This is a genomic window from Halomonas rhizosphaerae, assembly GCF_030012485.1.
Taxonomy (GTDB): Bacteria; Pseudomonadota; Gammaproteobacteria; order Pseudomonadales; family Halomonadaceae; genus Halomonas; species Halomonas rhizosphaerae.
Genome location: NZ_JASCQQ010000027.1, coordinates 238793 through 262943, shown reverse-complemented (window position 1 = coordinate 262943; position 24151 = coordinate 238793). Strand labels below are relative to the sequence as shown.

Genomic DNA, 24151 nt, shown 5'->3' with positions numbered 1-24151 from the left:
GGTCTACTGCCCGCGCAGGAAGAGGCGGTCCAGCTCCTTCATGCTCATCTCGGTCCAGGTGGGGCGGCCGTGGTTGCACTGGCCGCTGCGCTCGGTGCGTTCCATGTCGCGCAGCAGGGCATTCATCTCCTCGAGCCCCAGCTGGCGATTGGCCCTCACGCTGCCGTGACAGGCCATGGTCGCGAGCAGCTCGTTGATGCGCGCCTCGAGACGGTCGGAGCGGCCGTAGCGCTCCAGGTCGGCGAGCATGTCACGCACCAGCGGCTCCACGTCGGCATCGGCGAGAAGCACCGGCACCTGGCGCACCAGCAGGGTCTCGGGGCCGGCCACGTCGAGCTCCACGCCGAGGCGTGCGAAGGCGTCATGCTCGGCTTCGGCGGTGGCCACCTCGGCGGGACTCGCCGCCAGCGACACCGGCACCAGCAGCGGCTGGGCCTGGAGCGCGCCGCCATGCACCTGGGTCTTCATCCGCTCGTAGACGATGCGCTCGTGGGCGGCGTGCATGTCCACCATCACCAGGCCGCGCTCGGTCTGCGAGAGGATGTAGACCCCGTGCAGCTGGGCCACGGCATAGCCCAGCGGCGGCGCGCGGGTCGCGTCCTCCTCGGGCATCGCCGGGCGCGGGGCGCGGCCCGCCTGCGAGGCACGACGCTCCTCGAGGGCCACGTCCGCGGCGCTGCCCCCGGGGGCCGGGGCGGCCGGTTGCGGGGTCAGCAGGCTCTCCTCGTGGTCGGGATGCAGCGCCCGGTAGCCCTCCATGAAGGCCCTGACGCGATTCGGCGTGACGCGTTCGTCCTGCCCTGGCAACGACATCGGCTGCTGCTGCCAGGCCGGCGCCGTCTCGCGCACGCCGTCCGCCGCCTCGGGCGCGTCGTCGCGCTCGCTGCCCTCGCCAGGCCGAGCCTCGCCCAGCGCGCGGTGCAGGCTCGAGAACAGGAAGTCGTGGACCATCCGCCCGTCGCGGAAGCGCACCTCATGCTTGGTGGGATGGACGTTGACGTCCACCACCCTGGGGTCGACCTCGAGGTAGAGCACGAACACCGGGTGGCGGCCGTGGAAGAGGACGTCGCGGTAAGCCTGGCGGATGGCATGCGCGACCAGCCGGTCGCGCACCACACGGCCGTTGACGAAGAAGTACTGCTGGTCGGCCTGGGCCCGGGAGTGGGTCGGCAGCCCGACCCAGCCCCACAGCCGCAGGCCACCCACCTCCAGGTCCAGGTGCAGGGCATTCTCCAGGAAGGCCTTGCCGAGCAGGGACTGGAGACGTCGCTCGCGGGCCACCGGGTCATCGCCCACCGGCAGCTGGTGGAGGGTCTTGTGGTTGTGGCGCAGCACCCAGCCGATGTCGAAGCGCGACAGCGCCTGGCGCCGGAAGGCCTCCTCGACGTGGCCGAACTCGGTCTTCTCGGTGCGCAGGAACTTGCGCCGTGCCGGGGTGTTGAAGAAGAGGTCACGGACCGTCACCGAGGTGCCGCGCGGATGCGGGGCCGGGGTCACGCGGGGTTCCATGCGCCGCCCCTCGGCCACCACGCGCCAGCCGCTGCGCGGGTCCTCGTCGGTATTGGAGACCAGCTCGAGGCGCGCCACCGAGCTGATCGATGCCAGGGCCTCGCCGCGGAAGCCCAGGCTTGCCACGCCCTCGAGCTCCTCCAGGGAGACGATCTTGCTGGTGGCGTGGCGCGACAGCGCCAGCGGCAGGTCGGCCTCGCCGATGCCGCTGCCGTCGTCCCTGACGCGAATCAGTCGGGCCCCGCCGTTCTCCAGCTCGACCTCGATGCGCCGACTGCCGGCATCGATGGCGTTCTCCACCAGTTCCTTGACCACCGAGGCCGGACGCTCGACCACCTCGCCGGCGGCGATCTGGTTGGCCAGGCGGGGATCGAGAATCTGGATGTGTCGCTTCTCTGACATGTCGCTCCGAGGGTTCCGGGTCTGAAGAGGGGGCGCCGACATCACGACCGGGGGATGCGCAGCACCTGTCCGACCCGGATCACATCGCCGTTGAGCTCGTTGGCCTGCTTGAGCTGGGCCACCGGCACGCTGTGGCGGGCCGCGATCTCCGAGAGGGTATCGCCGGGCTGGATGCGATACTCGTTGCCCTCGGGGCTGCGGTTGCGGTCGCGCTGCCAGGCCAGCAGGCTGGCCGGCGGCGGGTTGCGCTGGAAGTGGCCGCGGATGCCGCCGAACAGCGCCTCGACCATCCGCTGCTGATAGCCGCCGTCGCGCAGCCGGCGCTCCTCGTCCGGATTGGAGATGAAGCCGGTCTCGACCAGCAGCGAGGGGATGTCCGGCGACTTGAGCACCATGAAACCGGCCTGCTCGACCCGCGACTTGTGCAGCCGGTTGACCCGCCCCAGCTGGTCGAGCACCTGGCCGCCGATGGTCAGGGAGTCGTTGAGGGTCGCCGTCATGGTCAGGTCGAGCAGCACGCCACGCAGCACCTCGTCCTTGTCGTCCAGCGACAGGTTGCCGTCGACCCCGCCGATCAGGTCGGCCTCGTTCTCGCTGGCGGCCAGCCACTGGGCGGTCTCCGAGGTGGCCCCTCGCTGGGACAGGGCATAGACCGAGCTGCCGTTGGGCCGCGGGCTGTTGAAGGCATCGGCATGGATCGACACGAAGAAGTCGGCCTTCTGCTCCCGGGCGATGCGGGTCCGCTGGCGCAGACCGATGTAGTAGTCGCCGTCGCGGATCATCACCGCCCGGAATCCCTCAGCGGCGTTGACCAGCCGGGCCAGGCGCTTGGCCATCTCCAGCACGACGTCCTTCTCGCGGGTGCCGGACGGCCCGATTGCCCCCGGGTCCTCGCCGCCATGACCGGCGTCGATGGCGATGATGATGTCGCGCTTGGGATGGGGCTTGGCCGGCTCCAGTACCTGGGCGGCGTCGATATCGGCCGGGTCAGCACCCTCCGCCACCGCCTCGCTGCGGGCGCGTTCGGCGGCAATCTCCTGCTCGCGGATCATCGCCTCGATGGGGTCGATGGGGTCCTCCACGGCGCTCTCGCCGGGATACTCCAGGTCCACCACCAGGCGATGTCCGTACTGGTCGTTGGGCGCCAGGCTGAAGTGACGGGGCTCGACCTCCCGCTCGAGTTCCAGCACCACCCGCAGGCCATTGCCGTCGCGCACACCGGTGCGCAGGGTGCTGATGGCACTCCCCTCGAGGTCCAGCCGGTCGACGCTGGCATTGAGCTGGCTGTCGTCCAGGTCGATCACCAGGCGGCGCGGATTGTCGAGGCTGAAGACATTGGCCTGCGCCGGGGAGGAGAGGTCGAAGACCAGGCGGGCATGGTCGGGCGCCGCCCAGAGGCGAAGGTTGTCGACGCTGGCGGCATGGGCCAGGCCACTGGCGAGCCACAGCAGCAGCCCCCCCAGCCCGGCCAGCAGACACCCTGCCGGTCTCATGCGTGTCATCTCGCTGCTTCACCTTCCCTGTCCAGGATCCAGCCGGCCAGCGCCGGCACCGCCGCCAGGCGCTCGAGCACCGCCCGGCCATGTTCGCTGCGGGCCTCGAGCGTCGCCTCGCGCCCGCTGCCGGCCAGCCGCAGGCTCACCTCCAGATCCGGGGCCGGCAGCCAGCCCTCGCCCCGCTCCGGCCACTCGATCACGCAGAGCGCGTCCTCGGCAAGCAGGTCGCGGCCACCGATGAACTCCAGCTCCTCGGGGTCGCCCAGGCGGTAGAGGTCGAAGTGGTGCACACGAATGCCGTCCAGCTCGTAGGGCTCCACCAGGGTGTAGGTGGGGCTCTTGACCGCCCCCCGGTGGCCGCAGGCGCGCAGGATACCACGGGCCAGCGTGGTCTTGCCGGCCCCCAGCTCGCCGGTCAGGTGCACGCGACCCTGGCCGTCCAGGGCCCGCCCCAGGCACTCGCCGAAGGCGACCTGGCGGTCTTCGTCATCGAGTCGCAGCTGCATCGTCCTCGCCCATCGTCGGGTTGACCAGAATTCGTGCACAGGATGCCAGATCGCCGGCCAGCAGGCCACGCTCCCCCCCCTCCCGGGCCGCCATGTCGGCGGCCAGGGCATGTACCAGCACGCCGAGTCGGACTGCCGGCTCGAGGGGCAGCCCCTGGGCCAGCAGCGCGCCCAGGATGCCGGAGAGCGCATCGCCCATGCCGCCGCTGGCCATGCCCGGATTGCCGTAGGGACAGACGGCGAGTCCCTCGGGGCCGGCCACCAGGCTGCCGGCGCCCTTGAGCACCACCACCCCGCCATAGCGCCGCTGCAGGGCCAGGGCCGCCGCGGGCCGGTCGGCCTCGATCTCGCCGGCGGAAAGGCCGAGCAGGCGAGCGGCCTCGCCGGGGTGCGGCGTCAGCACCCAGTCCTCGCGGCGCTGGCCGGTGAAACGGGTCGCCAGCAGGTTGAGGGCGTCGGCATCCACCACCAGCGGCCTCTCGGCCGCCAGGGCCGCCTGCAGCACGCCCTGCCCCCAGCTGCCCTGGCCCAGCCCCGGCCCCACCACCAGCACGTCGGCACGAACCGCGAGCCCGTCGAGGTCCCCGGCACCGCGAATCCCGTGGACCATGACCTCGGGGCGGCGTACCAGGCTCGCGGTCACATGCTCGGGCGCCGTGGCCAGGCTCACCTTGCCGGCGCCCAGCCGTGCGCAGGCCTCGGCGGCGAGCAGCGCCGCCCCGCCGAAGCCCGGGGCCCCGCCCAGCACCAGCGCATGGCCGACGTCTCCCTTGTGCGTGGTGCGGTCGCGGGGCGGCAGCCAGGCCGCGATCAGCCCGGGGCCGAGCAGACGGGCCGCCGGCACGATGTCCGTCTCGCCCTCGGCGTCGACGCCGAGGGCCCGAAAATCCAGTTCGCCCACGCAGGAGGGGGCCGCGCCGGTGTGCAGGCCGAGCTTGTCGCCGATAAAGGTCACGGTTCGACTCGCCCGGACCGCCGTACCGAGGACAGCACCGGTGTCGGCATGCAGCCCCGAGGGAATGTCGATGGCCAGCACCGGCAGGACGCTGGCATTGATGGCCTCGATCGCCTCGCGGGCCTCGCCGCGCACCTCGCCGCCGAGGCCGGTGCCCAGCAGGGCGTCGACGATCAGTTCGCCCTCGAGGGCGAGCTCCGCCCGCCAGGACTCGGCCCCCACCCCGGCCGCGGTGGCCATGTCGGCGGCGCGCCTGGCATCCCCGGACAGCTCGTCGATCGGCTTGAGCAGGATGCGCTGCACGGCGAGCCCCTCGGCGGCGGCCAGCGCCGCCAGCACGTGGCCATCGCCGCCGTTGTTGCCGCCGCCACAGAACACGCTGAGCGAGGGCACCCCGGGCCAGCGGGCCCTCAGGCTCTGCCAGGCGGCCGCGGCCGCGCGCTGCATCAGGGCGAAGCCCTCGATGCCGGCGGCGATGGTACGCCGGTCGAGCTCGCGCACCTGGTCGGCGCGATAGAGCGGCCGTGGGTGCGGCTCGGGATGTACGGCTTTCCGGGCCATCCGATGTCTCCTCGTTCGGGATGCTTTACCATACCGAGTGTAATTTCTCTGCGCCCCACGCCAAGTCATGGGGCCGATCTGCATGGTGTTTTCTCGATCATGACCCCAGTGTCCGCTCCAGGTGACGAACCCGACATGACCGGCCTCGCCGCGAGGATCAAGGCCTGGGGCCGCGAGCTCGGCTTCCAGCAACTGGGCATCACCGACGTCGACCTGGCCGAGGACGAGCAGCGCCTGACACGCTGGCTGGCCGCCGGCCACCATGGCGAGATGGGCTTCATGGCCAAGCACGGCACCAAGCGCACCCGGCCGGCGGAGCTGGTCCCGGGCACGGTGCGGGTGATCAGTGTACGCCTGGACTACCTGCCCGCCGAGGTGGAGACGGCGAAGGTGCTCGGCCAGCCGGAGACCGCCTACATTTCGCGCTATGCCACCGGGCGGGACTACCACAAGCTGATGCGCAAGCGGCTGGCGACACTCGCCAAGTGGATCGAGGCAGAGGTCGGACCCTTCGGCTATCGCGCCTTCGTCGATTCGGCCCCGGTGATGGAACGGGCCCTGGCCCGCAAGGCGGGGCTGGGGTGGTTCGGCAAGAACGCCATGCTGCTAAACCCCAGGGCCGGCTCGCTGTTCTTCCTGGGTGAACTCTACACCGACCTGCCGCTGCCGGTGGACGCGCCCTTCGAGGGCGACCACTGCGGCAGCTGCAGCGCCTGCCGCACCGCCTGCCCGACCGGCGCCATCGTCGAGGACCGGGTGGTCGATGCCCGGGCCTGCATCTCCTATCTGACCATCGAGCTGTTCGGGGCCATTCCCGAGCACTACCGGGAGGCCATGGGCAACCGGGTGTTCGGCTGCGACGACTGCCAGCTGGTCTGCCCCTTCACCCGTTTTACCCGGGTCTCCCGCGAGGCCGACTTCGCCCCCCGCCATGACCTGGACCGTGCGAATCTGGTCGCACTGTTCGCCTGGGGCGAGGAGGAGTTCCTGGAGAAGACCGCCGGCAGCCCGATCCGTCGCATCGGCTACGCGCGCTGGCTGCGCAACCTCGCCGTGGGGCTCGGCAACGCCCCCTGGAGCGAGGCCGTGGAAGCCGCCCTCTGGGCACGCCTGTCCTACCCCTCCGACCTGGTACGCGAACACGTCCGCTGGGCCCTGGCCCGCCAGCGGGACAAGCGCCAGCGGCTGATTGCCAGCGGCTGAGGCTTACGCCTGGAAGCGCGGCTTTACCGGCGACAGGTCTCCGAGGGGGCGCTGTTAATACCTCCCTGTACGCTACCGACGCCATCCATGGCGTAGGCCCCCCTCTATGACCTGTCCCCGGTGCCGCTCGCAACCAACTCGTTGCTTACCTGTTTGGATATCTGCGCTTGCAGCGCGGCGCTATTCTTCCTCGTCGCTCTCGTCCTCCGCCAGGCGCAGGAAGGTACGGCGATAATGCGCCAGCTCGGCGATGGACTCCTTGATGTCGTCCATGGCGAGGTGCACGTTGCGCTTCTGGAAGCCGACCAGCGCCCCCGGGTTCCAGCGCTTGGCCAGCTCCTTCAGGGTCGAGACATCCAGGTTGCGATAGTGGAAGAAGGCCAGCAGCTCGGGCATCTCCCGCTCCAGGAAGCGGCGGTCCTGGTGGATGCTATTGCCGCACATGGGCGAGGAGCCGGGCGCGACATGCGCCTTGAGAAAGGCAAGCGTCTGCCGTTCAGCCTCGGCAGTGTCGACCGGGCTCTCCTTGACCCGTGTCACCAGCCCGGAGCCGCCATGGGTCCGTGTGTTCCACTCGTCCATTGCCTCGAGGAGGGTGTCGGGCTGGTGCACCGCGATCACCGGCCCCTCGGCGACAACATTGAGCTCGCTGTCGGTGACCAGGGTCGCCACCTCGATGATCCGCTCGCGGTTCGGGTCGAGCCCGGTCATCTCCAGGTCGATCCACACCAGGCGCTGGCGGCGCGGGTCCCGGGTGTCGGGGGTTTCGGACGGGGAATGCTCTGCCATTTGGGTTCCTTGCATGGCGCCCGCTGACGACAGCGGACACCTTGGGTGAGTACAATGAGGCCCATTGTAGCGAGCTTCAGGCCCCCATGAGCAAACGCAAGTTGAACCGCCAGCAGCGCTGGCGCATCGAGAAGGTCCAGGCCGAACGCGCCCGACGCGCCGATCGGCGCGACTCCCGGGACGGCGAGAAGCTGGCCGCCGGCGAATACGGGCCCGAACAGGGTGGCCGGGTGATCGCCCACTTCGGCCGCACCCTGGATGTGCGGCCCGGGCAGGGCGGCAAGCCCGTGCGTTGCCACCTGCGCGCCAACCTCGAGGGGCTGGTGACCGGCGACCGGGTGATCTGGCGTGCCGCCCATGACGCCAATGACGGGGTGGTGGTGGCCCGGGGCGAGCGCGACAGCGTCCTGGAGCGCCCCGACGCGCGCGGCCAGCTCAAGCCGGTAGCCGCCAACATCGACCAGATCCTGATCGTCTTCGCAGTGGAGCCGGCGCCTCACGCCAATCTGATCGACCGCTATCTGGTGGCCGCCGAGGCCACCGGCATCGCCCCTGTCCTGGTGCTCAACAAGATCGACCTGCTGCCGGAGCAAGGCGGCGAACTGCGCGACCTGCTGGCCCGTTACGAGGCCCTGGGCTACCCGGTGGTCACCACCACCACCGAGCGCGAGGATGGCCTCTCGGCCCTGCACGCCCGGCTCGCCGGGCGCACCTCGGTGTTCGTGGGCCAGAGCGGCGTGGGCAAGTCCTCGCTGATCGACCGCCTGCTGCCGGACGAGGAACTTCGCATCGGGGCACTGTCCAAGGACTCGCGCAAGGGCACCCATACCACCACCACCGCGCGCCTCTACCGCCTGCCGAGCCCAGCCTCGGGCGCTACCAAGGAGGCCAGCGAGGGCGAGCTGATCGACTCCCCGGGCATCCGCGAGTTCGGCCTTAGCCACCTGGACGAGCAGCAGGTCACGGAGGGTTTCATCGAGTTCCGCGACCTCCTCGGCCACTGTCGCTTCCGCGACTGCCGCCACCGCCACGAGCCGGGTTGCGCCCTGCTCGCGGCCTTGGAGCGCGGCGACATCCATCCCGAACGCTTTGCCAGCTACCGACGCATCCTCGAGAGTCTCGAGGAAACCTGACGCCAGGCGCCTGCCTCAAGCGTGCCTGAATCAAGGAATCGAGTTTAAGGAGCTGAATTTAAGGAGAATGTGCCATGAGTTCCGAAGACAACCTGCTCCCGCTGATCATCGAGCCCGACCAGCTCGCCGCTCACCTGGACGAGCCATCGCTGCTGATCATCGACGTGCCGCTCAGGGCCGAGAGCTATGGCGAGGGGCACGTCCCCGGCGCCGTCTTCCTGGATCATCGCCTGCTGATGCGCGGCGAGGACCCGGCCGGCAGCAGCGTGCCCAACGAGGTGCCCACGGTGGAGGCGCTCTCCCGGCTGTTCTCGTCGCTCGGCCTGACCCGGGACACCCATGTGGTCGCCTACGACGACGAGGGCGGCGGCTGGGCCGGGCGCCTGCTGTGGACCCTGGAACTGATCGGCCACACCCGCTACTCCTACCTCAATGGCGGCATCCACGCCTGGCGGGAGGCCGGCCGGCCCGTCTCCACCGAGGCACGCTCCCCTCGCCCCAGCGACTACGAGGCGGAGATCCTGCATCCCGAGGTCGCCATCGACCGCCTCGAACTCCAGGAGCGCCTGGGCGAGAAGGGCTTCGCGATCTGGGATGCCCGCTCCCGCGCCGAATACGACGGGGAGAAGGGCAACAATGCGCGCCTGGGCCACATCCCCGGCGCGGTGAACATGGAGTGGACCGACGCCATGGACCGGGAGCACGGCCTGCGGATCCGCGACTATGCGGAGCTCATCACCGAGCTCGAGGCCCTGGGCCTGACCCCGGACATGGAAGTGGTCACCCACTGCCAGAGCCACCACCGCAGCGGCTTCACCTGGCTGGTGGGCAAGGCGCTGGGCTTCGAGAAGATTCGCGGTTATGCCGGCTCCTGGAAGGAGTGGGGCAACCGCGACGATACGCCGATCGAGACATAGGACACCCCCTTGCCACTCTCCCGACTCTTTGCCCTGATCCAGTACCCGCTCCCCCACCATCTGCTCTCGCGGCTGGTGGGCGGGCTCGCCGACTGCCGACTGCCCTGGCTGAAAAACGCCCTGATCAAGGCCTTCATCCGTCAATTCAGGGTCGACATGGACGAGGCCGCCGAGCCCGACCCGACGGCCTATGCTACCTTCAACGACTTCTTCACCCGCACCCTGGAGGAGGACGCCCGTCCCGTCGGCGAGGGCCTGGTCTCCCCCGCCGATGGCACCCTCTCGCAGTTCGGCGCCGTCGAGGCCGGCCAGCTGCTCCAGGCCAAGGGCCACCGCTTCTCGATGATGGAGCTGCTCGGCGGCGACGGCGAGGCGGCGCGCCGCTACCTCGGCGGCAGCTTTGCCACCGTCTACCTCTCGCCGAGCGACTACCACCGGGTGCACATGCCCGCCAGCGGCACCCTCACCGAGATGGTCTACGTCCCGGGCCGGCTCTTCTCGGTGAACGCCGCCACCACCGAGCAGGTGCCCAACCTGTTCGCCCGCAACGAGCGGCTGGTGTGCCACTTCGATACCGAGCAGGGGCCCATGGCGGTGGTGCTGGTGGGGGCGATGATCGTCGCCGCCATCGAGACGGTGTGGGCCGGGCAGATCACCCCGTTGCCCCGGGGCGACGTGCAGCGCCTGCGCTTCGACACCCCGGTGCGCCTGGCGAAGGGCGAGGAGCTGGGGCGCTTCAAGCTGGGCTCCACGGTGGTGATGGCGTTCAGTGAGCCGGTCAGCTTCGCCAACACCATCTCGCCCGGCGCCAAGGTGCGGATGGGACAGTCGCTGGGAGCGTCTAGCAGCGCGGCGTGGCGAAGGCCATGACCTCCGCCACGCTCGACTTGCCCAGCGCCAGCTGGATCAGCCGGTCGAGGCCCAGCGCCACCCCGCTGCCCGCCGGCATGCCGTGCGCCAGGGCCGCCAGCAGGCGCTGGTCCGCGTCCACCTCGGGCAGCCCCGCCGCCCGCCGGGCGGCGTTGTCCGCCGCGAAGCGCGCCGCCTGTTCGGCGGCATCGGTGAGCTCGTCGTAGCCGTTGGCCAGCTCCAGCCCTTCCCGATAGAGCTCGAAGCGCGATGCCACCCATTCACCGTCCTCCGGGTCGCGATGCCGACGCGCCAGGGCCGCCTGGCTGGCCGGATAGTCCACCACCACGTCGAGGCCCTCACGTCCGAGATAGGGCTCGATTTCGAAACTCATCAGCAGGTCGAGGCAGCCGTCGCGGTCACCGTCGGCCATGTCCAGGCCGCCCACCGCCCCCGCCAGGCGCCGCAGCTCGCCAAGTGGGGCACTGAAGGGGTCGATGGCCAGGTGCTCGCGGAACAGCTCGCGGTAGCGGCGCCGGCGCGGCGGTACCGGCTTATCCCCCAGTTCCTGGCCCAGCACGGCGTTGACCAGGGCAGCGGTCTCCTCGATCAGCGCATCGAGCGCGAGCCCGGGGCGATACCACTCCAGCATGGTGAACTCGAGGTTGTGGCGCCGCCCCACCTCCCCGTCGCGAAAGCTTCGGGCCAGTTGGAAGATCGGCCCTGAGCCGACGGCCAAGAGCCGCTTCATGGCGAACTCCGGGGAGGTCTGCAGCCAGAGCCGCTCGCGCCCGGCCGGGGTGGTGGCCTCGGCGGACAGGGAGGCCAGGTGCACCTCGGTGCTGCCGCCGTGGCCCAGCACCGGCGTCTCCACCTCCAGCACGCCGCGCCGGGCGAAGAAGGCGCGCACCTCGGCCAGCAGGCGGGCCCGCTCGCGCAGCGTCTCGATCGTCGCCGTAGGGCGCCAGTCGTCCGTCATTTTCCAACCTCCAGAACCGACAAGGCCACGCCGTAAGCGTGGCCTTGAAACCGGTAACAACCTAGCTAAAGCCCTCTCCGAGCGATGCTCAGACAAGGCGAATCCCGAGTGAGGCGGCGGAGTTTAGCAGCGCTAAATGAGCAAGCCGTCTCGGGATTCAACGCCGTATGAGCGAGCGCAGGAAGGGCCGCACCTCATGCGCGGGAGACGTACTCGCCGGAGCGCGTATCCACCTTCAGCACCTCGCCCTCGTTGATGAACAGCGGCACGCGGACCACGGCGCCGGAGGAGAGGGTCGCCGGCTTGGAGCCGCCCTGGGCGGTGTCACCCTTGAGACCCGGATCGGTCTCGGTCACTTCCAGCTCGATGAAGTTCGGCGGGGTGACGTTGATCACGTTGTCGTTCCACAGGGTCACGGTGTAGGGGACCTGCTCCTTGAGCCACTTCTCGGTATCCCCCAGGGCCTTCTTCTCCACGGCATACTGCTCGAAGGAGCCATCGGTCTTCATGAAGTACCACATGTCACCGTCGGTGTAGAGGTACTCCATCTCCAGCTCGAGGACGTCGGCGGCCTCCAGGGAATCACCGGACTTGAAGGTGCGCTCCCAGACGCGGCCGGTCATCAGGTTGCGCAGCTTGACGCGGTTGAAGGCCTGTCCCTTGCCGGGCTTGACCAGCTCGTTCTCGACGATGCTGCACGGGTCACCGTCCAGCATCACCTTCAGACCGCCCTTGAATTCGTTGGTAGAATAATTGGCCATGATGTCTTACCCATATTCGAGCGCGCCACCGGCACTGGCCGGGGGCGCGCGCAAGCAGATGAAGTTCGACGGGGAGCTCGCCCCCGTCCGTATTGACTGGTGTGTCGCATGATAACCCGAAGCAGCGCCCTTTTGCAGCGCCCCGACCGGGAGGCCCGCCCCCTGCCCCTCCAGGCTCGCTGGCAGACCCAGCTGGCCAGGGCGATTCGCGACCCCCACGAGCTGTGCCGCCGCCTGGGACTCGACGAGGCCTTCTGGCCCGGCGCCGAACGTGGCCATGCCCTCTTCGAGGTTCGGGTCCCCGAAGCCTACCTGGCGCGCATCCGCCCCGGCGACCCGTCCGACCCCCTGCTGCGCCAGGTGCTGCCGCTGGCCGAGGAGGCGCTGGTGGCGCCCGGCTATGTGGCCGACCCCCTCGAGGAAGCCGAGCATGCGCCCGCCCCGGGGCTGATCCACAAGTATCCCGGCCGGGTCCTGTTGATCGCGAGCCCCGCCTGCGCGGTGAACTGCCGCTACTGCTTCCGCCGCCACTTCCCCTACGAGGAGAATGCCCCCTCGCGGGCCCAGTGGGAGACCACCCTCGACCACCTGAGGGACGATGCAACGCTCCACGAGGCCATCCTCTCCGGGGGCGACCCCCTGGCCGCCAGCGACCGCCAGCTGGCCTGGCTGGTCGAGCGGCTGGCGGCCATTCCCCACCTCAGGCGCCTGCGCATCCACACCCGGCTGCCGGTGGTCATCCCCGACCGCATCGACGACGTCCTGCTCGGCTGGCTCGGCGCCACCCGCCTGCAGAAGGTGATGGTGCTGCACATCAACCATGCCAACGAGATCGACGAGGCCGTCATCGCGGCGTGCCGCAGGCTGAGTGCCGCCGGCGTGACCCTGCTCAACCAGAGCGTACTGCTGCGAGGGGTCAACGACGGCATCGCGCCTCTCGCCGCGCTCTCCGAGCGGCTGTTCGAGGCCGGCATCCTGCCCTACTACCTCCACGTGCTCGACCCGGTAGCCGGGGCGGCGCACTTCGATGTAGCCGATGACGAGGCCCGCGAACTGGTCGCGGGCCTGCGGGAGGTGCTGCCGGGCTTCCTGATGCCGCGGCTGGTGAGGGAGATTCCCGGCGAGGCCAGCAAGACGCCGCTTTAGCGCCGAGCGCCGAGCTGAAAGCACCAAACCGAGTGGCGCCGGCCTGTCGCCGGATCAGCCACGATGTGGCCACTTATTTTGCAACCTCCAGTGACGCTGCAGTGACGTTGGGCGCCGGGGCCCGGGCGGAGAGGTGGCGGTTGAGGGCGCTCATCACCGCCTTCATGGAGGCACTGGTGATGCTCTCGTCGGTCCCGACGCCGAACACGGCCTCGTCGCCCGCACGCACCTCCACGTAGGCGATCGCCTCGGCGTCGGCCCCCTGGCCCCGGGAGTGCTCGTGGTAGTCGATGATCTCCACGTCATGACCGGCCGCGGCCAGCGCCTTGATGAAGGCGGCCAGCGGGCCATTGCCCTGGCCCGTCACGATGCGGCGCTCGCCGTCCTCCTCGATGGTCGCCTCCAGGTTCACCCTGGGGCTATCGGGCTCGGAGGAGAGGCGGTGACCAACCAGGGTGAAGGGCGAGACCTTGGCCAGGTACTCGTCGACGAAGGCCTGGTAGATCATCTGCGAGGTGATCTCGCGCCCCAGGCGGTCGGCCACCTCCTGCACCACCTGGCTGAACTCCATGGAGAGCCGGCGCGGCAGTTCGATGCCGTGCTCCTGCTCGAGCAGATAGGAGATCCCGCCCTTGCCGGACTGGCTGTTGACGCGGATCACCGCCTCGTAGCTGCGCCCGACATCCAGCGGGTCGATGGGCAGGTAGGGGACCGCCCAGACGGCCTCCGGATGGTCACGCCGCTCGGCCATGCCTTTCTTGATGGCGTCCTGGTGGGAGCCGGAGAAGGCCGTGAACACCAGATCGCCGACATAGGGGTGTCGCGGGTGGACCGGCAGCTGGTTGCAGTGCTCCACCTCGCGCATGATCGGGGTGATGTTGGAGAAGTCGAGTCCCGGGTGCACGCCCTGGGTGTAGAGGTTCATGGCCAGCGTCACGATGTCGACGTTGCCGGTCCGCTCGCCGTTGCCGAACAGGGTGCCCTCGACGCGATCGGCGCCGGCCATCACCGTCAGCTCGGCGGCGGCCACGCCGGTGCCACGATCGTTGTGCGGGTGCACGCTGACGATCAGGGCGTCGCGGTTCTTCACATGGCGGCAGAACCACTCCACCTGGTCAGCATAGTTGTTGGGCGTGGCGACCTCCACCGTGGCCGGCAGGTTGACGATCATCTGGGCCTCCGCGGTGGCCCCGTAGGTCTCCATGACCGCCTCGACCACCTCCTTGGCGAAGTCCATCTCGGTGGTGGTGAACAGTTCCGGCGAGTACTGGAAGGTCCAGTTCGTCTCGGGAGCCTCGCTCATGCGCTGCCGGATGCGGGCGGTGGCGTCCACGGCGATCTGGATGCACTCCTCCTTGCTGACGTGGAAGACCACGCGGCGGAAGACCGGGTCGGTGGCGTTGTAGACGTGGACGATGGCGTTCTTCGCCCCCTTCAGCGCCTCGAAGGTACGATCGATCAGGTGGTCGCGGGCCTGGGTCAGCACCTGGATGGTGACGTCATCGGGCACCTTGTCCTGCTCGATCAGGGCACGCACGAAGTCGAAGTCGGTCTGGGAGGCCGAGGGGAAGCCGACCTCGATCTGCTTGAAGCCGATCTTGACCAGCAGGTCGAAGAAGCGCTGCTTGCGCTCCTGGTCCATGGGGTCGATCAGCGCCTGGTTGCCGTCGCGCAGGTCGACGCTGCACCACTGCGGCGGCGTCTCGATGCGGCGGTTCGGCCACTGGCGGTCGGGCAGGTCGACGGCCACGAAGGGGCGGTACTTGGTAGCGGGGTTGTCGAGCATCATGGTGGCGTTCTCCCTGGACTGGCGATGCGGCACTCTTGCGAATACGGCTCAGAAACGGCAACGCCCCGACGGCCGGGGGCCTGTCGGGGCGTCACGCGAGGTATCGGACACGACCGCACCAGAAATGCGAACGGCAACGCGTTCGCGACGACTCGGTACGGCATGGGCCTTGATGTAAGGACTGCTGGTGGTGGCTGACATGGTACGACCTCGTTTCGACCGGGACCTTCTGGCGAAGGACAGTGGCGATGCAGGCGGCATCGCCCACGCTCTCAGGAGCGGGCTAGTAGTCGTAGGTCGAGGTCGTACGCCGTCATGTTCATGGCTCTAGAGAATCAAGGTTGAGAGGCTTTGTCAACTCCGGCGTTCGAGCAGCGCCTCCATCCGCGAGAGCTGGTCACGCAGCTCTCGCACGTCGCTGCGCAGGCCGTGCAGCTCGGCGGCCTCGCCCTTTCCGCTCTCGATCTCCATCTGCACACTCTCCTTCTGCATCACGTCGAGCACGATGCCGATCATCATGTTGAGGAAGATGAAGGCGGTGAGGAAGATGAACGTCAGGTAATAGATCCAGCTCCAGGCATAGACCTCCTGGGTGGCGTACATCACGTCGGTCCAGTCCTCGAAGGTGGCGATGCGGAACAGGGTCAGCATGGCGATCGAGATGTTGCCCCACAGGAAGTCGTCCACCTCGGCGAACAGGAAGCTGCCTAGGGCCGCATAGATGTAGAAGATGATGAACATCAGCAGGGCCACGTAGCCCATGCGCGGGATCGACTTGACCAGCGCCGCCATCAGCATGCGCAGCTCGGGAATCATCGAGACCAGACGCAGCACGCGAAAGATGCGCAGCAGCCGCGCCAGCAGCACCATCTCCGAGTCGTCCAGGGGGATCAGGCTGGCGGTGACGATCAGGAAGTCGAAGATGTTCCAGCCCTTGCGGAAGAAGTCGCGCAGGCGTTTTTCCGCTGCCATGCGGATCAGGATCTCCACCAGGAAGAACACCGTCACCGCCACGTCCATGACCAGCAGCCACTGCTGGAAGGGGCTGACTTCCTCCTCGTAGGTCTTGGCGCCGATCAGCAGCGCCGAGACGACGATGATGGTGATCACCGTCAGCTCGAAGGCCTTGTGCGCACGCAGCCGTTCGAAGCGGTCACGCCATGTCTCGAAGGTCGTGCTCACTGCCCCGGCTCCTCCAGGTCTCCCTGGCGATAGCCGATCAGGTAGAGCACGGCGTCGAGCCCCAGGGTGGAGATCGACTGACGCGCCTGGGCTCGCACCAGGGGCTTGGCCCGGAAGGCGATGCCGAGCCCGGCGGCGGCCAGCATCTTGAGGTCATTGGCACCGTCGCCCACGGCGATGGTCTGCTCCATGGCCAGGCCCTCGCGGCGAGCGATCTCGTGGAGCAGCTCCGCCTTGCGGTCGGCATCGAGGATCGGCTCGCGCACCTCGCCGGTGACCTTGCCGTTCTCGATCAGCAGCTCGTTGGCATGGACCTCGTCGAAGCCGAGCGTCTCCTGCAGGTGGCGGGCGAAGTAGGTGAAGCCCCCGGAGAGGATCGCCGTGCGATAGCCCAGCCGCTTGAGATGACGCATCAGCCGCTCGAGGCCATCCATCAGCGGCAGGGACTCGGCGATCTCGGCGAGCACCGACTCGTCCAGCCCCCTGAGCTTCGCCATGCGCTCGCGGAAGCTCTGCTGGAAGTCCAGCTCGCCGCGCATGGCCCGCTCGGTGATCTCCGCCACCTCGTCACCCACGCCGTGGCGGCGGGCCAGCTCGTCGATCACCTCGGTCTGGATCAGGGTGGAGTCCATGTCGAAGCAGACCAGGCGGCGATGCCGTCGCCAGATGGAGTCCTCCTGGAGGGCGATGTCCACGCCGTGCATGGCACCCAGCGCCAGGGCCTTCTCGCGCAGGGCGTCGAGGTCGACCTCCTCGCCGCGCAGCCAGCACTCCACGCAGGCACCGTGCTCGGGCATGCCGCCGTCCAGCGGCTCGCGACCGGAGAGGCGGTGGATCAGCTCCACGGTCAGCCCATGCTCGGCGGTCAGCGCCCCCACCTCGGCGAGGATCCCGGCCGGCAGGTGGGGCGCCAGCAGGGTCAGGATCAGCCGAGGCTGACTCGCCTGCACGCTCCAGCGCTGGTAGTCCTCGGCACTCACCTGGATCGCCTGGATGTCCAGGCCCAGGGCGTCTCCCGTCGTGGCCAGAGCGCCTTCCAGGTCGCTCTCCCGGGCGAGCCCCACCAGGGCCTCCAGGGAGAGGATGCCGAAGGTCACGCTCTGGTTGATGTCCAGCAGCCGGGCGCCGCTGGCCGCCAGCGCCTTGCCCAGGCCGGCCAGCTGACCGGGGCGTGCCACCCCGGTGGCGCGGATCAGTACGCGTCGTGTCATTCCGCAATCTCCAGCCGATCCACCTTCTGCAAGCCGCGGGGCAGCTTGCTGCCGCGCCGGCCGCGCTCGCCACGATAGTAGTCCAGGTCGCCGGCCTTCAGTGTCACATGCCGCTTGCCGGCATGCACCACCAGCGCCGCGCCGGCGGGCAGTACCACCAGGTCGCGCACGAACTCCTCGCGGCGGGCGGCCCGGGCACCCGGGATGTCGATCATCTTGTTGCCCTTGCCCTTGGCCATCTCGGGCAGTTGCGAGAGCTCGAAGACCAGCAGCCGTCCCTCGTTGGAGACCGCCGCCACGCAGGCGCCCTCTTCGGCCGGCACCTCCAGCGGCGGCAGCACGTTGCAGCCCTTGGGCACGCTGAGGATCGCCTTGCCCGACTTGTTCTTGCCGATCAGCGCGTCGAGGGGCGCGATGAAGCCGTAGCCGCCGTCGGAGGCCAGCAGGAAGCGCCTGTCCGGCGGTGCCAGCATCAGGCCGGCCATGTGGGCCCCGGCCGCCACGTTGACCCGCCCCGTGACCGGTTCGCCCTGGCCGCGGGCGCTGGGCAGGTTATGGGCCGACAGCGTGTAGGCCCGCCCGGTGTCGTCCAGCAGCACCAGCGGCTGGTTGGTCTTGCCCCGGGCGGCGAGATGGAAGCGATCGCCGGCCTTGTAGGAGAGGCCGGCGGGGTCGATCTCGTGGCCCTTGGCGCTGCGGATCCAGCCCTTCTCGGAGAGCACCACGGTGACCGGGTCGGCGCCGACCAGCTCCACCTCGGAGAGCGCCCGGGCCTCCTCGCGCTCGACCAGCGGCGAGCGACGGGCGTCACCGTGCGCCTCGGCGGCATCGCGCAGCTCCTCCTCGATCAGGTCGGTGAGCGCCGCCTCGCTGCCCAGCAGCTCCTGCAGGCGCTTGCGCTCGGCTTCGAGCTCGTCCTGCTCGCCGCGGATCTTCATCTCCTCGAGCCTGGCCAGGTGGCGCAGCCGCAGTTCGAGGATCGCCTCGGCCTGGCGATCGGAGAGCCCGAAGGCCTCCATCAGCGCGGCCTTGGGCTCGTCCTCCTCGCGGATGATGCGGATCACCTCGTCGATGTTGAGGTAGGCGGCCAGCAGGCCCTCGAGGATATGCAGGCGGTCCTCGACCTTGCCCAGGCGGTGCTCGAGACGACGACGTACCGTGGCGCGGCGGAAGCGCAGCCACTCGCCCAGCAGGTCGGGCAACGCCATGACCCGCGGGCGGCCGTCCAGCCCGATCACGTTCATGTTGACGCGGATGTTCTTCTCGAGGTCGGTGGTGGCGAAGAGGTGCGCCATCAGCGCCTCGATGTCGACGCGGTTGGAGCGCGGCTCGATCACCAGTCGCGTCGGCTCCTCGTGGGTCGACTCGTCGCGCAGGTCCGCGACCATGGGCAGCTTCTTGGCCTGCATCTGGGCGGCGATCTGCTCGAGCACCTTGGCCCCGCTCACCTGGTAGGGCAGCGCGGTGACCACCACGTTGCCCTCCTCGCGCACGTAGCGACCCCTAAGCTTCACCGAGCCGCGCCCGCTCTCGTAGAGCTTTCGCAGGTCGCTGCGCGGGGTGATAATCTCCGCCTCGGTGGGGAAGTCCGGCGCCGGCATGACCTCGAGCAGGTCCGTCGTGGTGGCCTGGGGATGGCGCAGCAGGTGGCAGGTGGCCTCGACCACCTCGCCCACGTTGTGCGGCGGGATGTCGGTGGCCATGCCCACGGCGATGCCGGTGCCGCCGTTGAGCAGCACGTGGGGCAGACGCGCCGGCAACACCACCGGCTCGTTCATGGTGCCGTCGAAGTTGGGGGTCCAGTCCACGGTGCCCTGGCCGAGCTCGGCGAGCAGCACCTCGGCGAACTTCGACAGCCGCGCCTCGGTGTAGCGCATGGCGGCGAAGGACTTGGGATCGTCGGGGCTGCCCCAGTTGCCCTGGCCGTCCACCAGCGGGTAGCGGTAGCTGAACGGCTGGGCCATCAGCACCATCGCCTCGTAGCAGGCGCTGTCGCCGTGGGGGTGGAACTTGCCCAGCACGTCGCCGACGGTACGCGCCGACTTCTTGTACTTGGCGTTGGCACCGAGCGCCAGCTCGCGCATGGCGTAGACGATGCGCCGCTGCACCGGCTTCATGCCGTCGCCGATGTGCGGCAGCGCCCGGTCGAGGATGACGTACATCGAATAGTCGAGGTACGCCTTCTCGGTGTACTCGCGCAGCGAGAGGCGCTCGACGTCGCCCTCCGCCACCTGGATATCCATGGTCATGGGTTCAGGGCCCTATCTGCCATCATGGAAAATTCGCGGGATGTGGCCCGCACGATACGTTGTGGAAGAGCTGTAAGCTTGAAGCCGTAAGCTGTAAGAAAAACCACTTATTCATGGGGTTACTTACAGCTTCAAGCTTACGGCTTATAGCTCCCGGCGAAGCCGGGTCAGACCTCGATATCCGCCAGGTTGCCGTAGTCCTCCAGCCAGCTCTTGCGGTCGCCGGCGCGCTTCTTGGCCAGCAGCATGTCCATCATCTCCATGGTGCCATCGCCGACCTCGCGGGTGAGCTGCACCAGGCGGCGCGTCTCCGGCGCCATGGTGGTCTCGCGCAGCTGCAGCGGGCTCATCTCGCCCAGTCCCTTGAAGCGCTGCACGTTCACCGTGCCTCGCTTGCCCTCGAGCTTGCGCAGGATGGCCGCCTTCTCGCTCTCGTCCAGGGCATAGTGCACCTCCTTGCCCAGGTCGATGCGGTAGAGCGGCGGCATGGCCACGAAGACGTGGCCGGCATCCACCAGCGCCGGGAAGTGGCGCACGAAGAGCGCGCACAGCAGGGTCGCGATATGCAGGCCGTCGGAGTCGGCATCCGCGAGGATGCAGATCTTGTGGTAGCGCAGCTTGGAAAGGTTATCGCTGCCCGGGTCCATGCCCACGGCCACGGCGATGTCGTGGACTTCCTGGGAGCCGTAGATGTCATGGGACTCCACCTCCCAGGTGTTGAGGATCTTGCCGCGCAGCGGCAGGATCGCCTGGGTCTCGCGGTTGCGGGCCTGCTTGGCGCTGCCGCCGGCGCTGTCGCCCTCCACCAGGAAGAGCTCGCTGCCGGCAGGGTCCTGGCCCGAGCAATCGGCGAGCTTGCCGGGCAGTGCCGGACCCGAGGTGACCTTCTTGCGCGCCACCTTCTTCGAGCTCTTCTGGCGGCGCTGGGCGGCACTGATCACCAGCTCGGCCAGCGCCTCGGCCTGGTCGACGTGGTGGTTGAGCCACAGCGAGAAGGCATCCTTGACCACCCCGGAGACGAAACCGGCCACGGTGCGCGACGACAGGCGCTCCTTGGTCTGGCCGGCGAACTGCGGGTCGAGCATCTTCACCGAGAGCACGTAGGAGACCCGCTCCCAGAGGTCCTCCGCGGTGAGCTTGACGCCCCGGGGCAGGAGGCTGCGGTACTCGCAGAACTCGCGCAGGGCCTCGAGCAGGCCGGACCGCAGGCCGTTGACGTGGGTGCCGCCCTGGGTCGTGGGGATCAGGTTGACATAGCTCTCGAGCAGCGGTTCGCCACCCTCGGGCAGCCACTGGATGGCCCAGTCCACGCCGTGCTCGTCATCGGCGAAATGGCCGATGAAGGGAGACGGGGGCAGCACCTCATAGCCGTCGGTGGCCTGGGCCAGGTAGTCGCGCAGGCCATCCGCGTACTGCCAGACGCTCTCGTTGCCGTCGGGCTCGACCAGGGTGACCTTGAGCCCCGGGCAGAGCACCGCCTTGGCGCGCAGCAGGTGCTTGAGCCGCGAGAGCGAGAGCCTGGGGCTGTCGAAGTAGCTCTCCTCGGGCCAGAAGCGCACCACCGTGCCGCGGGCACGCTTGAGGGCACTGCCGATCACCTGCAGCGGGGAGGCCTTGTCGCCGTGCTCGAAGGCCATGCCGTGGCGGCTGCCGTCGCGCAGCACCTCGATCTCCAGGCGCTTCGACAGGGCGTTGACCACCGAGACCCCGACCCCGTGCAGGCCGCCGGAGAAGCGGTAGCTCGACTGGGAGAACTTCCCGCCGGCGTGCAGCCGGGTCATGATCAGCTCGACCCCGGAGACGCCATGCTCGGGATGGATGTCGATGGGCATGCCGCGGCCGTCGTCGGAGACCTCGACGCCACCGTCCTCGAACAGCCGAACGGTGATCTCCCCGGCATGGCCGGCCAGTGCCTCGTCCACGCTGTTGTCGATGACCTCCTGGACCAGGTGGTTGGGCCGCGAGGTGTCGGTATACATGCCGGGGCGCTTGCGCACCGGCTCGAGGCCGGAGAGGACCTCGATGGAGCTGGCACTGTATTGCGTCATGCATCACCCAAAGTGGTTGCGATCGTTCGTGTCGCCCGGGATGCCGGCGCCCTCTGTCCCGGGGGCCTTCCTGCCGGCCCAGCCTGGCGGCAGGCCATGACCGCCGTGGGCGAGAATCGCCGGCAGGTAGTCGGCCAGCGCCGCGAGGCCATGATCCCCCTGGGGGTGCAGGATCGTCCTGGCCCCACGATACAGCGCGAAGGCCTCGGCGGGGTCCAGGGTCTCGTCGGCGGTGCCCAGCAGCAGCAGATAGCGCTCGGCCGTGACCCGTTGGGGCGTCAGTGCCTCGAGCTCCTCGAGGTGCGCGGCCTCGATGGCGAAGCGCTCGCCGGTATAGGCGTTGTCGAAACGCTCGCCGACCCATTCCGCCACCAGCCCCGCCGGGGCCACGGCCGGGTTGATCAGCACCCCTGCCAGGTCGTACCGCTCGGCGACCAGGGTCGCCAGGAAGCCCCCCATGGAGCTGCCCGCCACCAGCGGCCGCGACCCCAGCCTGGCCAGCCGCGACTCGGCCAGCGCCAGTGCCGCGGCCGGCCGGTGCGGCAGCTGCGGCGTCGCACAGGGCAACCCGAGCCACGTGCAGGCATCACGCATCAGCGCCGCCTTGGGCGAGCCACTGCCGCTGTTGAACCCATGGAGGTAGAGGACCCCGCTGGCGACCGGAAGGCGCCGGGCGCCACTCAGCATACCGCAACCCCTGTACATGCAGCCAGTGTCATCGCGAGCCGCGCTCCGCCGCCCAGACGGCCTCGATCAGGCCCCGGGTGGAGGCGTCCATGCCGGCGATGTCCGCCTGGTGCTCGAGGATCCGCTGGGTCTCGCCGGCGATCTTCTTGCCCAGTTCCACGCCCCACTGGTCGAAGGGGTTGATGTCCCAGATGGTCGCCTGGACGAACACCTTGTGCTCGTAGAGCGCGATCAGTGCGCCGAGAGTGGCCGGCGTCAGCCGGTCGAGCAGCAGGGTGCTGGAGGGCTGGTTGCCGCGATAGCGCTTGTGCACCGGACGCGGGCCGTCGTCCTCGATGGCCTCGTCGCCGAGCATCAGCACCCGTGACTGGGCGAAGCAGTTGGCGAGCGTCAGGCGATGCTGGCCCATCAGGTGGTCGCGGGTGCCGGGCTCCTCCACGTCGTCGTAGCGCACCTTGGGGGCGATGAAGTCGCACTCCACGGCCTGGGTCCCCTGATGGAGCAGCTGATAGAAGGCATGCTGGGCATTGGGTCCCAACTGGCCCCAGAGCACCGGGCAGGTGGAGTAGCTGACCTCGCGGCCGTCGTGGGTCACCGACTTGCCGTTGGACTCCATTTCCAGCTGCTCGAGATAGGCCGCGAAGAATTCCAGCCGACCGTCGTAGGGCAGGATCGAGTGGGCCCGGATGTCGAGGAAGTTGACATTCCAGATCCCCGCCAGGGCCAGCAGTACCGGCAGGTTGTCGGACAGCGGCGCCTCGCTGAAGTGGCGATCCATGGCATGGGCCCCGGCGAGCAGCTCGCGGAAGTGCGCCATGCCCACCACCAGGGCGATCGGCAGGCCGATGCCCCCCCACAGCGAGTAGCGGCCCCCCACCCACTCCCAGAACTCCAGCTGGTGCTCCTCGGCGATGCCCCACTCGTTCATCTTCTCGGGGCTCGCCGAGACGCCGATGAAGTGCTGGCGCATCACCAGTTCGGCGTCGACGCCCTCCTCCCGGTTCTCGCCCATCAGCCGGGCCATCAGCCAGTCCCGGGCGGTGCGGGCATTGGAGAGGGTATCGATGGTGGTAAAGGATTTCGACGAGAGCACGAACAGGGTGGTCTCGGGATTGAGCCGGGCCAGGTAGTCGGCCAGCTGGGAGCCATCCATGGTCGAGGCGAAGTGCACGTCGATGGTGTGCACGCCCTCCGGCTGGTAGTCGGCCAGGGCATGGGTCACCATCAGCGGGCCCAGGTCCGAGCCGCCGACCCCCAGGTTGACCACGTCGCGGATCGCCCGGCCGGTGGCGCCGCGCCATTGGCCGGCGTGGAAACGCTCGACCATGGTGGCCATGCGCTCGAGGGTGGCGTGCACCGAGGGCACCAGATCCTCGCCCTCCACCACCAGGCTGGCCTCCGGCGGCAGCCTCAGCGCGGTATGCAGGGCCGGCCTGTCCTCGCTGCGGTTGACCCGCTCCCCGGCAAGCAGGGCACGGATCGCCTCGGGGACCTCGGCCTCCCGGGCCAGGTCGAGCAGCCGGTCCAGGGTCTCGTCGCGCCAGCGCTGCTTGGAGAGATCCAGGGTCAGGCCCGCCGCCCGGCGGGTGAAGGCCGCGTGGCGCCCCGGCGCACCGCGGAACAGCTCGCTCAGGTGGGTGGTACGCATCTCGCGGGCATGTGCTGCCAGGGCCTGCCAGGCATCGTGCTGATCGATCGTGGGGTGTGTCATGGCTTCCTCCTTGACGTCCTGTCGTGCAGCCGGCGTGGGCGAGGCGTAGAATATCGCCCCTTTCCCAC

Annotated in this window: 19 protein-coding genes; 5 read left to right on the top strand and 14 right to left on the bottom strand. The window is 69.1% G+C overall.

The annotated features are described in order from the left end of the window. Positions 1-3 precede the first annotated feature (3 nt). The 4 genes from mutL to QLQ86_RS12555 are packed head-to-tail and all read right to left on the bottom strand — an operon-like array spanning position 4 to position 5429. A complete protein-coding gene (gene mutL / locus QLQ86_RS12570) occupies positions 4-1911 on the bottom strand; it encodes a DNA mismatch repair endonuclease MutL (protein ID WP_282817175.1) in 1908 nt (635 codons plus the stop codon). A gap of 41 nt (positions 1912-1952) precedes the next feature. Continuing rightward, positions 1953-3413 (bottom strand): N-acetylmuramoyl-L-alanine amidase, encoded by a 1461-nt coding sequence (locus tag QLQ86_RS12565; protein WP_282734781.1) that lies wholly within the window; start codon positions 3411-3413, stop codon positions 1953-1955. Further along, the gene (gene tsaE / locus QLQ86_RS12560) at positions 3410-3913 is read right to left on the bottom strand and encodes a tRNA (adenosine(37)-N6)-threonylcarbamoyltransferase complex ATPase subunit type 1 TsaE (protein WP_282817174.1); all 504 of its coding nucleotides are present in this window, start codon (positions 3911-3913) and stop codon (positions 3410-3412) included. Before tsaE ends, QLQ86_RS12565 begins: the two co-directional genes overlap by 4 nt. Further along, positions 3894-5429, bottom strand: a complete 1536-nt coding sequence (locus tag QLQ86_RS12555; RefSeq protein WP_282817173.1) for an NAD(P)H-hydrate dehydratase — start codon at positions 5427-5429, stop codon at positions 3894-3896. Before QLQ86_RS12555 ends, tsaE begins: the two co-directional genes overlap by 20 nt. Before the next feature lie 99 nt (positions 5430-5528). Here QLQ86_RS12555 and queG point away from each other — a divergent pair, with 99 nt between their 5' ends. After that, a complete protein-coding gene (gene queG / locus QLQ86_RS12550; protein WP_282817172.1) occupies positions 5529-6632 on the top strand; it encodes a tRNA epoxyqueuosine(34) reductase QueG in 1104 nt (367 codons plus the stop codon). 180 nt (positions 6633-6812) lie between these two features. Here queG and orn read toward each other — a convergent pair whose 3' ends face one another. Further along, entirely contained in the window at positions 6813-7421 is a 609-nt protein-coding gene (gene orn, locus QLQ86_RS12545) for an oligoribonuclease (RefSeq protein ID WP_282734785.1), read from the bottom strand. A gap of 86 nt (positions 7422-7507) precedes the next feature. Between orn and rsgA the strand changes: the two genes are divergently transcribed. From rsgA to asd, 3 genes are all read left to right on the top strand, one after another. Then, entirely contained in the window at positions 7508-8554 is a 1047-nt protein-coding gene (gene rsgA / locus QLQ86_RS12540) for a small ribosomal subunit biogenesis GTPase RsgA (RefSeq protein WP_282817171.1), read from the top strand. Between the two features lie 74 nt (positions 8555-8628). After that, on the top strand, positions 8629-9471 hold the full coding sequence (locus QLQ86_RS12535; protein WP_282817170.1) for a sulfurtransferase: 843 nt from the start codon (positions 8629-8631) through the stop codon (positions 9469-9471). 9 nt (positions 9472-9480) lie between these two features. Next, positions 9481-10341: an archaetidylserine decarboxylase gene (asd, locus tag QLQ86_RS12530; RefSeq protein WP_282734788.1), complete on the top strand. Its 861-nt coding sequence runs from the start codon at positions 9481-9483 to the stop codon at positions 10339-10341. Here asd and epmA read toward each other — a convergent pair. Continuing rightward, a complete protein-coding gene (gene epmA, locus QLQ86_RS12525; protein WP_282817169.1) occupies positions 10313-11299 on the bottom strand; it encodes an EF-P lysine aminoacylase EpmA in 987 nt (328 codons plus the stop codon). The genes asd and epmA overlap by 29 nt on opposite strands. Positions 11300-11493: 194 nt before the next feature. Then, positions 11494-12060, bottom strand: a complete 567-nt coding sequence (efp, locus tag QLQ86_RS12520) for an elongation factor P (RefSeq protein ID WP_133637396.1) — start codon at positions 12058-12060, stop codon at positions 11494-11496. Between the two features lie 108 nt (positions 12061-12168). Between efp and epmB the strand changes: the two genes are divergently transcribed. Continuing rightward, positions 12169-13206 carry an EF-P beta-lysylation protein EpmB gene (epmB, locus tag QLQ86_RS12515; RefSeq protein ID WP_282817168.1) on the top strand — a complete coding sequence of 346 codons (1038 nt, stop codon included), beginning with the start codon at positions 12169-12171 and terminating at the stop codon, positions 13204-13206. 73 nt (positions 13207-13279) lie between these two features. On the opposite strand, the gene leuA is transcribed toward epmB, so the two are convergent. The 7 genes from leuA to pgi form a co-directional block, all read right to left on the bottom strand. Further along, entirely contained in the window at positions 13280-14995 is a 1716-nt protein-coding gene (gene leuA, locus QLQ86_RS12510) for a 2-isopropylmalate synthase (protein WP_282817167.1), read from the bottom strand. Between the two features lie 354 nt (positions 14996-15349). Next, positions 15350-16177, bottom strand: coding sequence for an ion transporter (locus QLQ86_RS12505; protein WP_282734792.1), 828 nt, complete (start codon positions 16175-16177; stop codon positions 15350-15352). Next, positions 16174-17388: a phosphoserine phosphatase SerB gene (gene serB, locus QLQ86_RS12500; protein ID WP_282817166.1), complete on the bottom strand. Its 1215-nt coding sequence runs from the start codon at positions 17386-17388 to the stop codon at positions 16174-16176. The genes QLQ86_RS12505 and serB overlap by 4 nt, the downstream gene beginning before the upstream one ends. Then, positions 17385-19637, bottom strand: coding sequence for a DNA topoisomerase IV subunit A (parC, locus tag QLQ86_RS12495; RefSeq protein ID WP_282817165.1), 2253 nt, complete (start codon positions 19635-19637; stop codon positions 17385-17387). The genes serB and parC overlap by 4 nt, the downstream gene beginning before the upstream one ends. Before the next feature lie 167 nt (positions 19638-19804). After that, positions 19805-21685 (bottom strand): DNA topoisomerase IV subunit B, encoded by a 1881-nt coding sequence (parE, locus tag QLQ86_RS12490; protein WP_282734795.1) that lies wholly within the window; start codon positions 21683-21685, stop codon positions 19805-19807. A gap of 3 nt (positions 21686-21688) precedes the next feature. Continuing rightward, positions 21689-22372: a YqiA/YcfP family alpha/beta fold hydrolase gene (locus QLQ86_RS12485; protein WP_282734796.1), complete on the bottom strand. Its 684-nt coding sequence runs from the start codon at positions 22370-22372 to the stop codon at positions 21689-21691. Between the two features lie 28 nt (positions 22373-22400). After that, positions 22401-24083: a glucose-6-phosphate isomerase gene (pgi, locus tag QLQ86_RS12480; RefSeq protein ID WP_282817164.1), complete on the bottom strand. Its 1683-nt coding sequence runs from the start codon at positions 24081-24083 to the stop codon at positions 22401-22403. Positions 24084-24151: the final 68 nt, after the last annotated feature.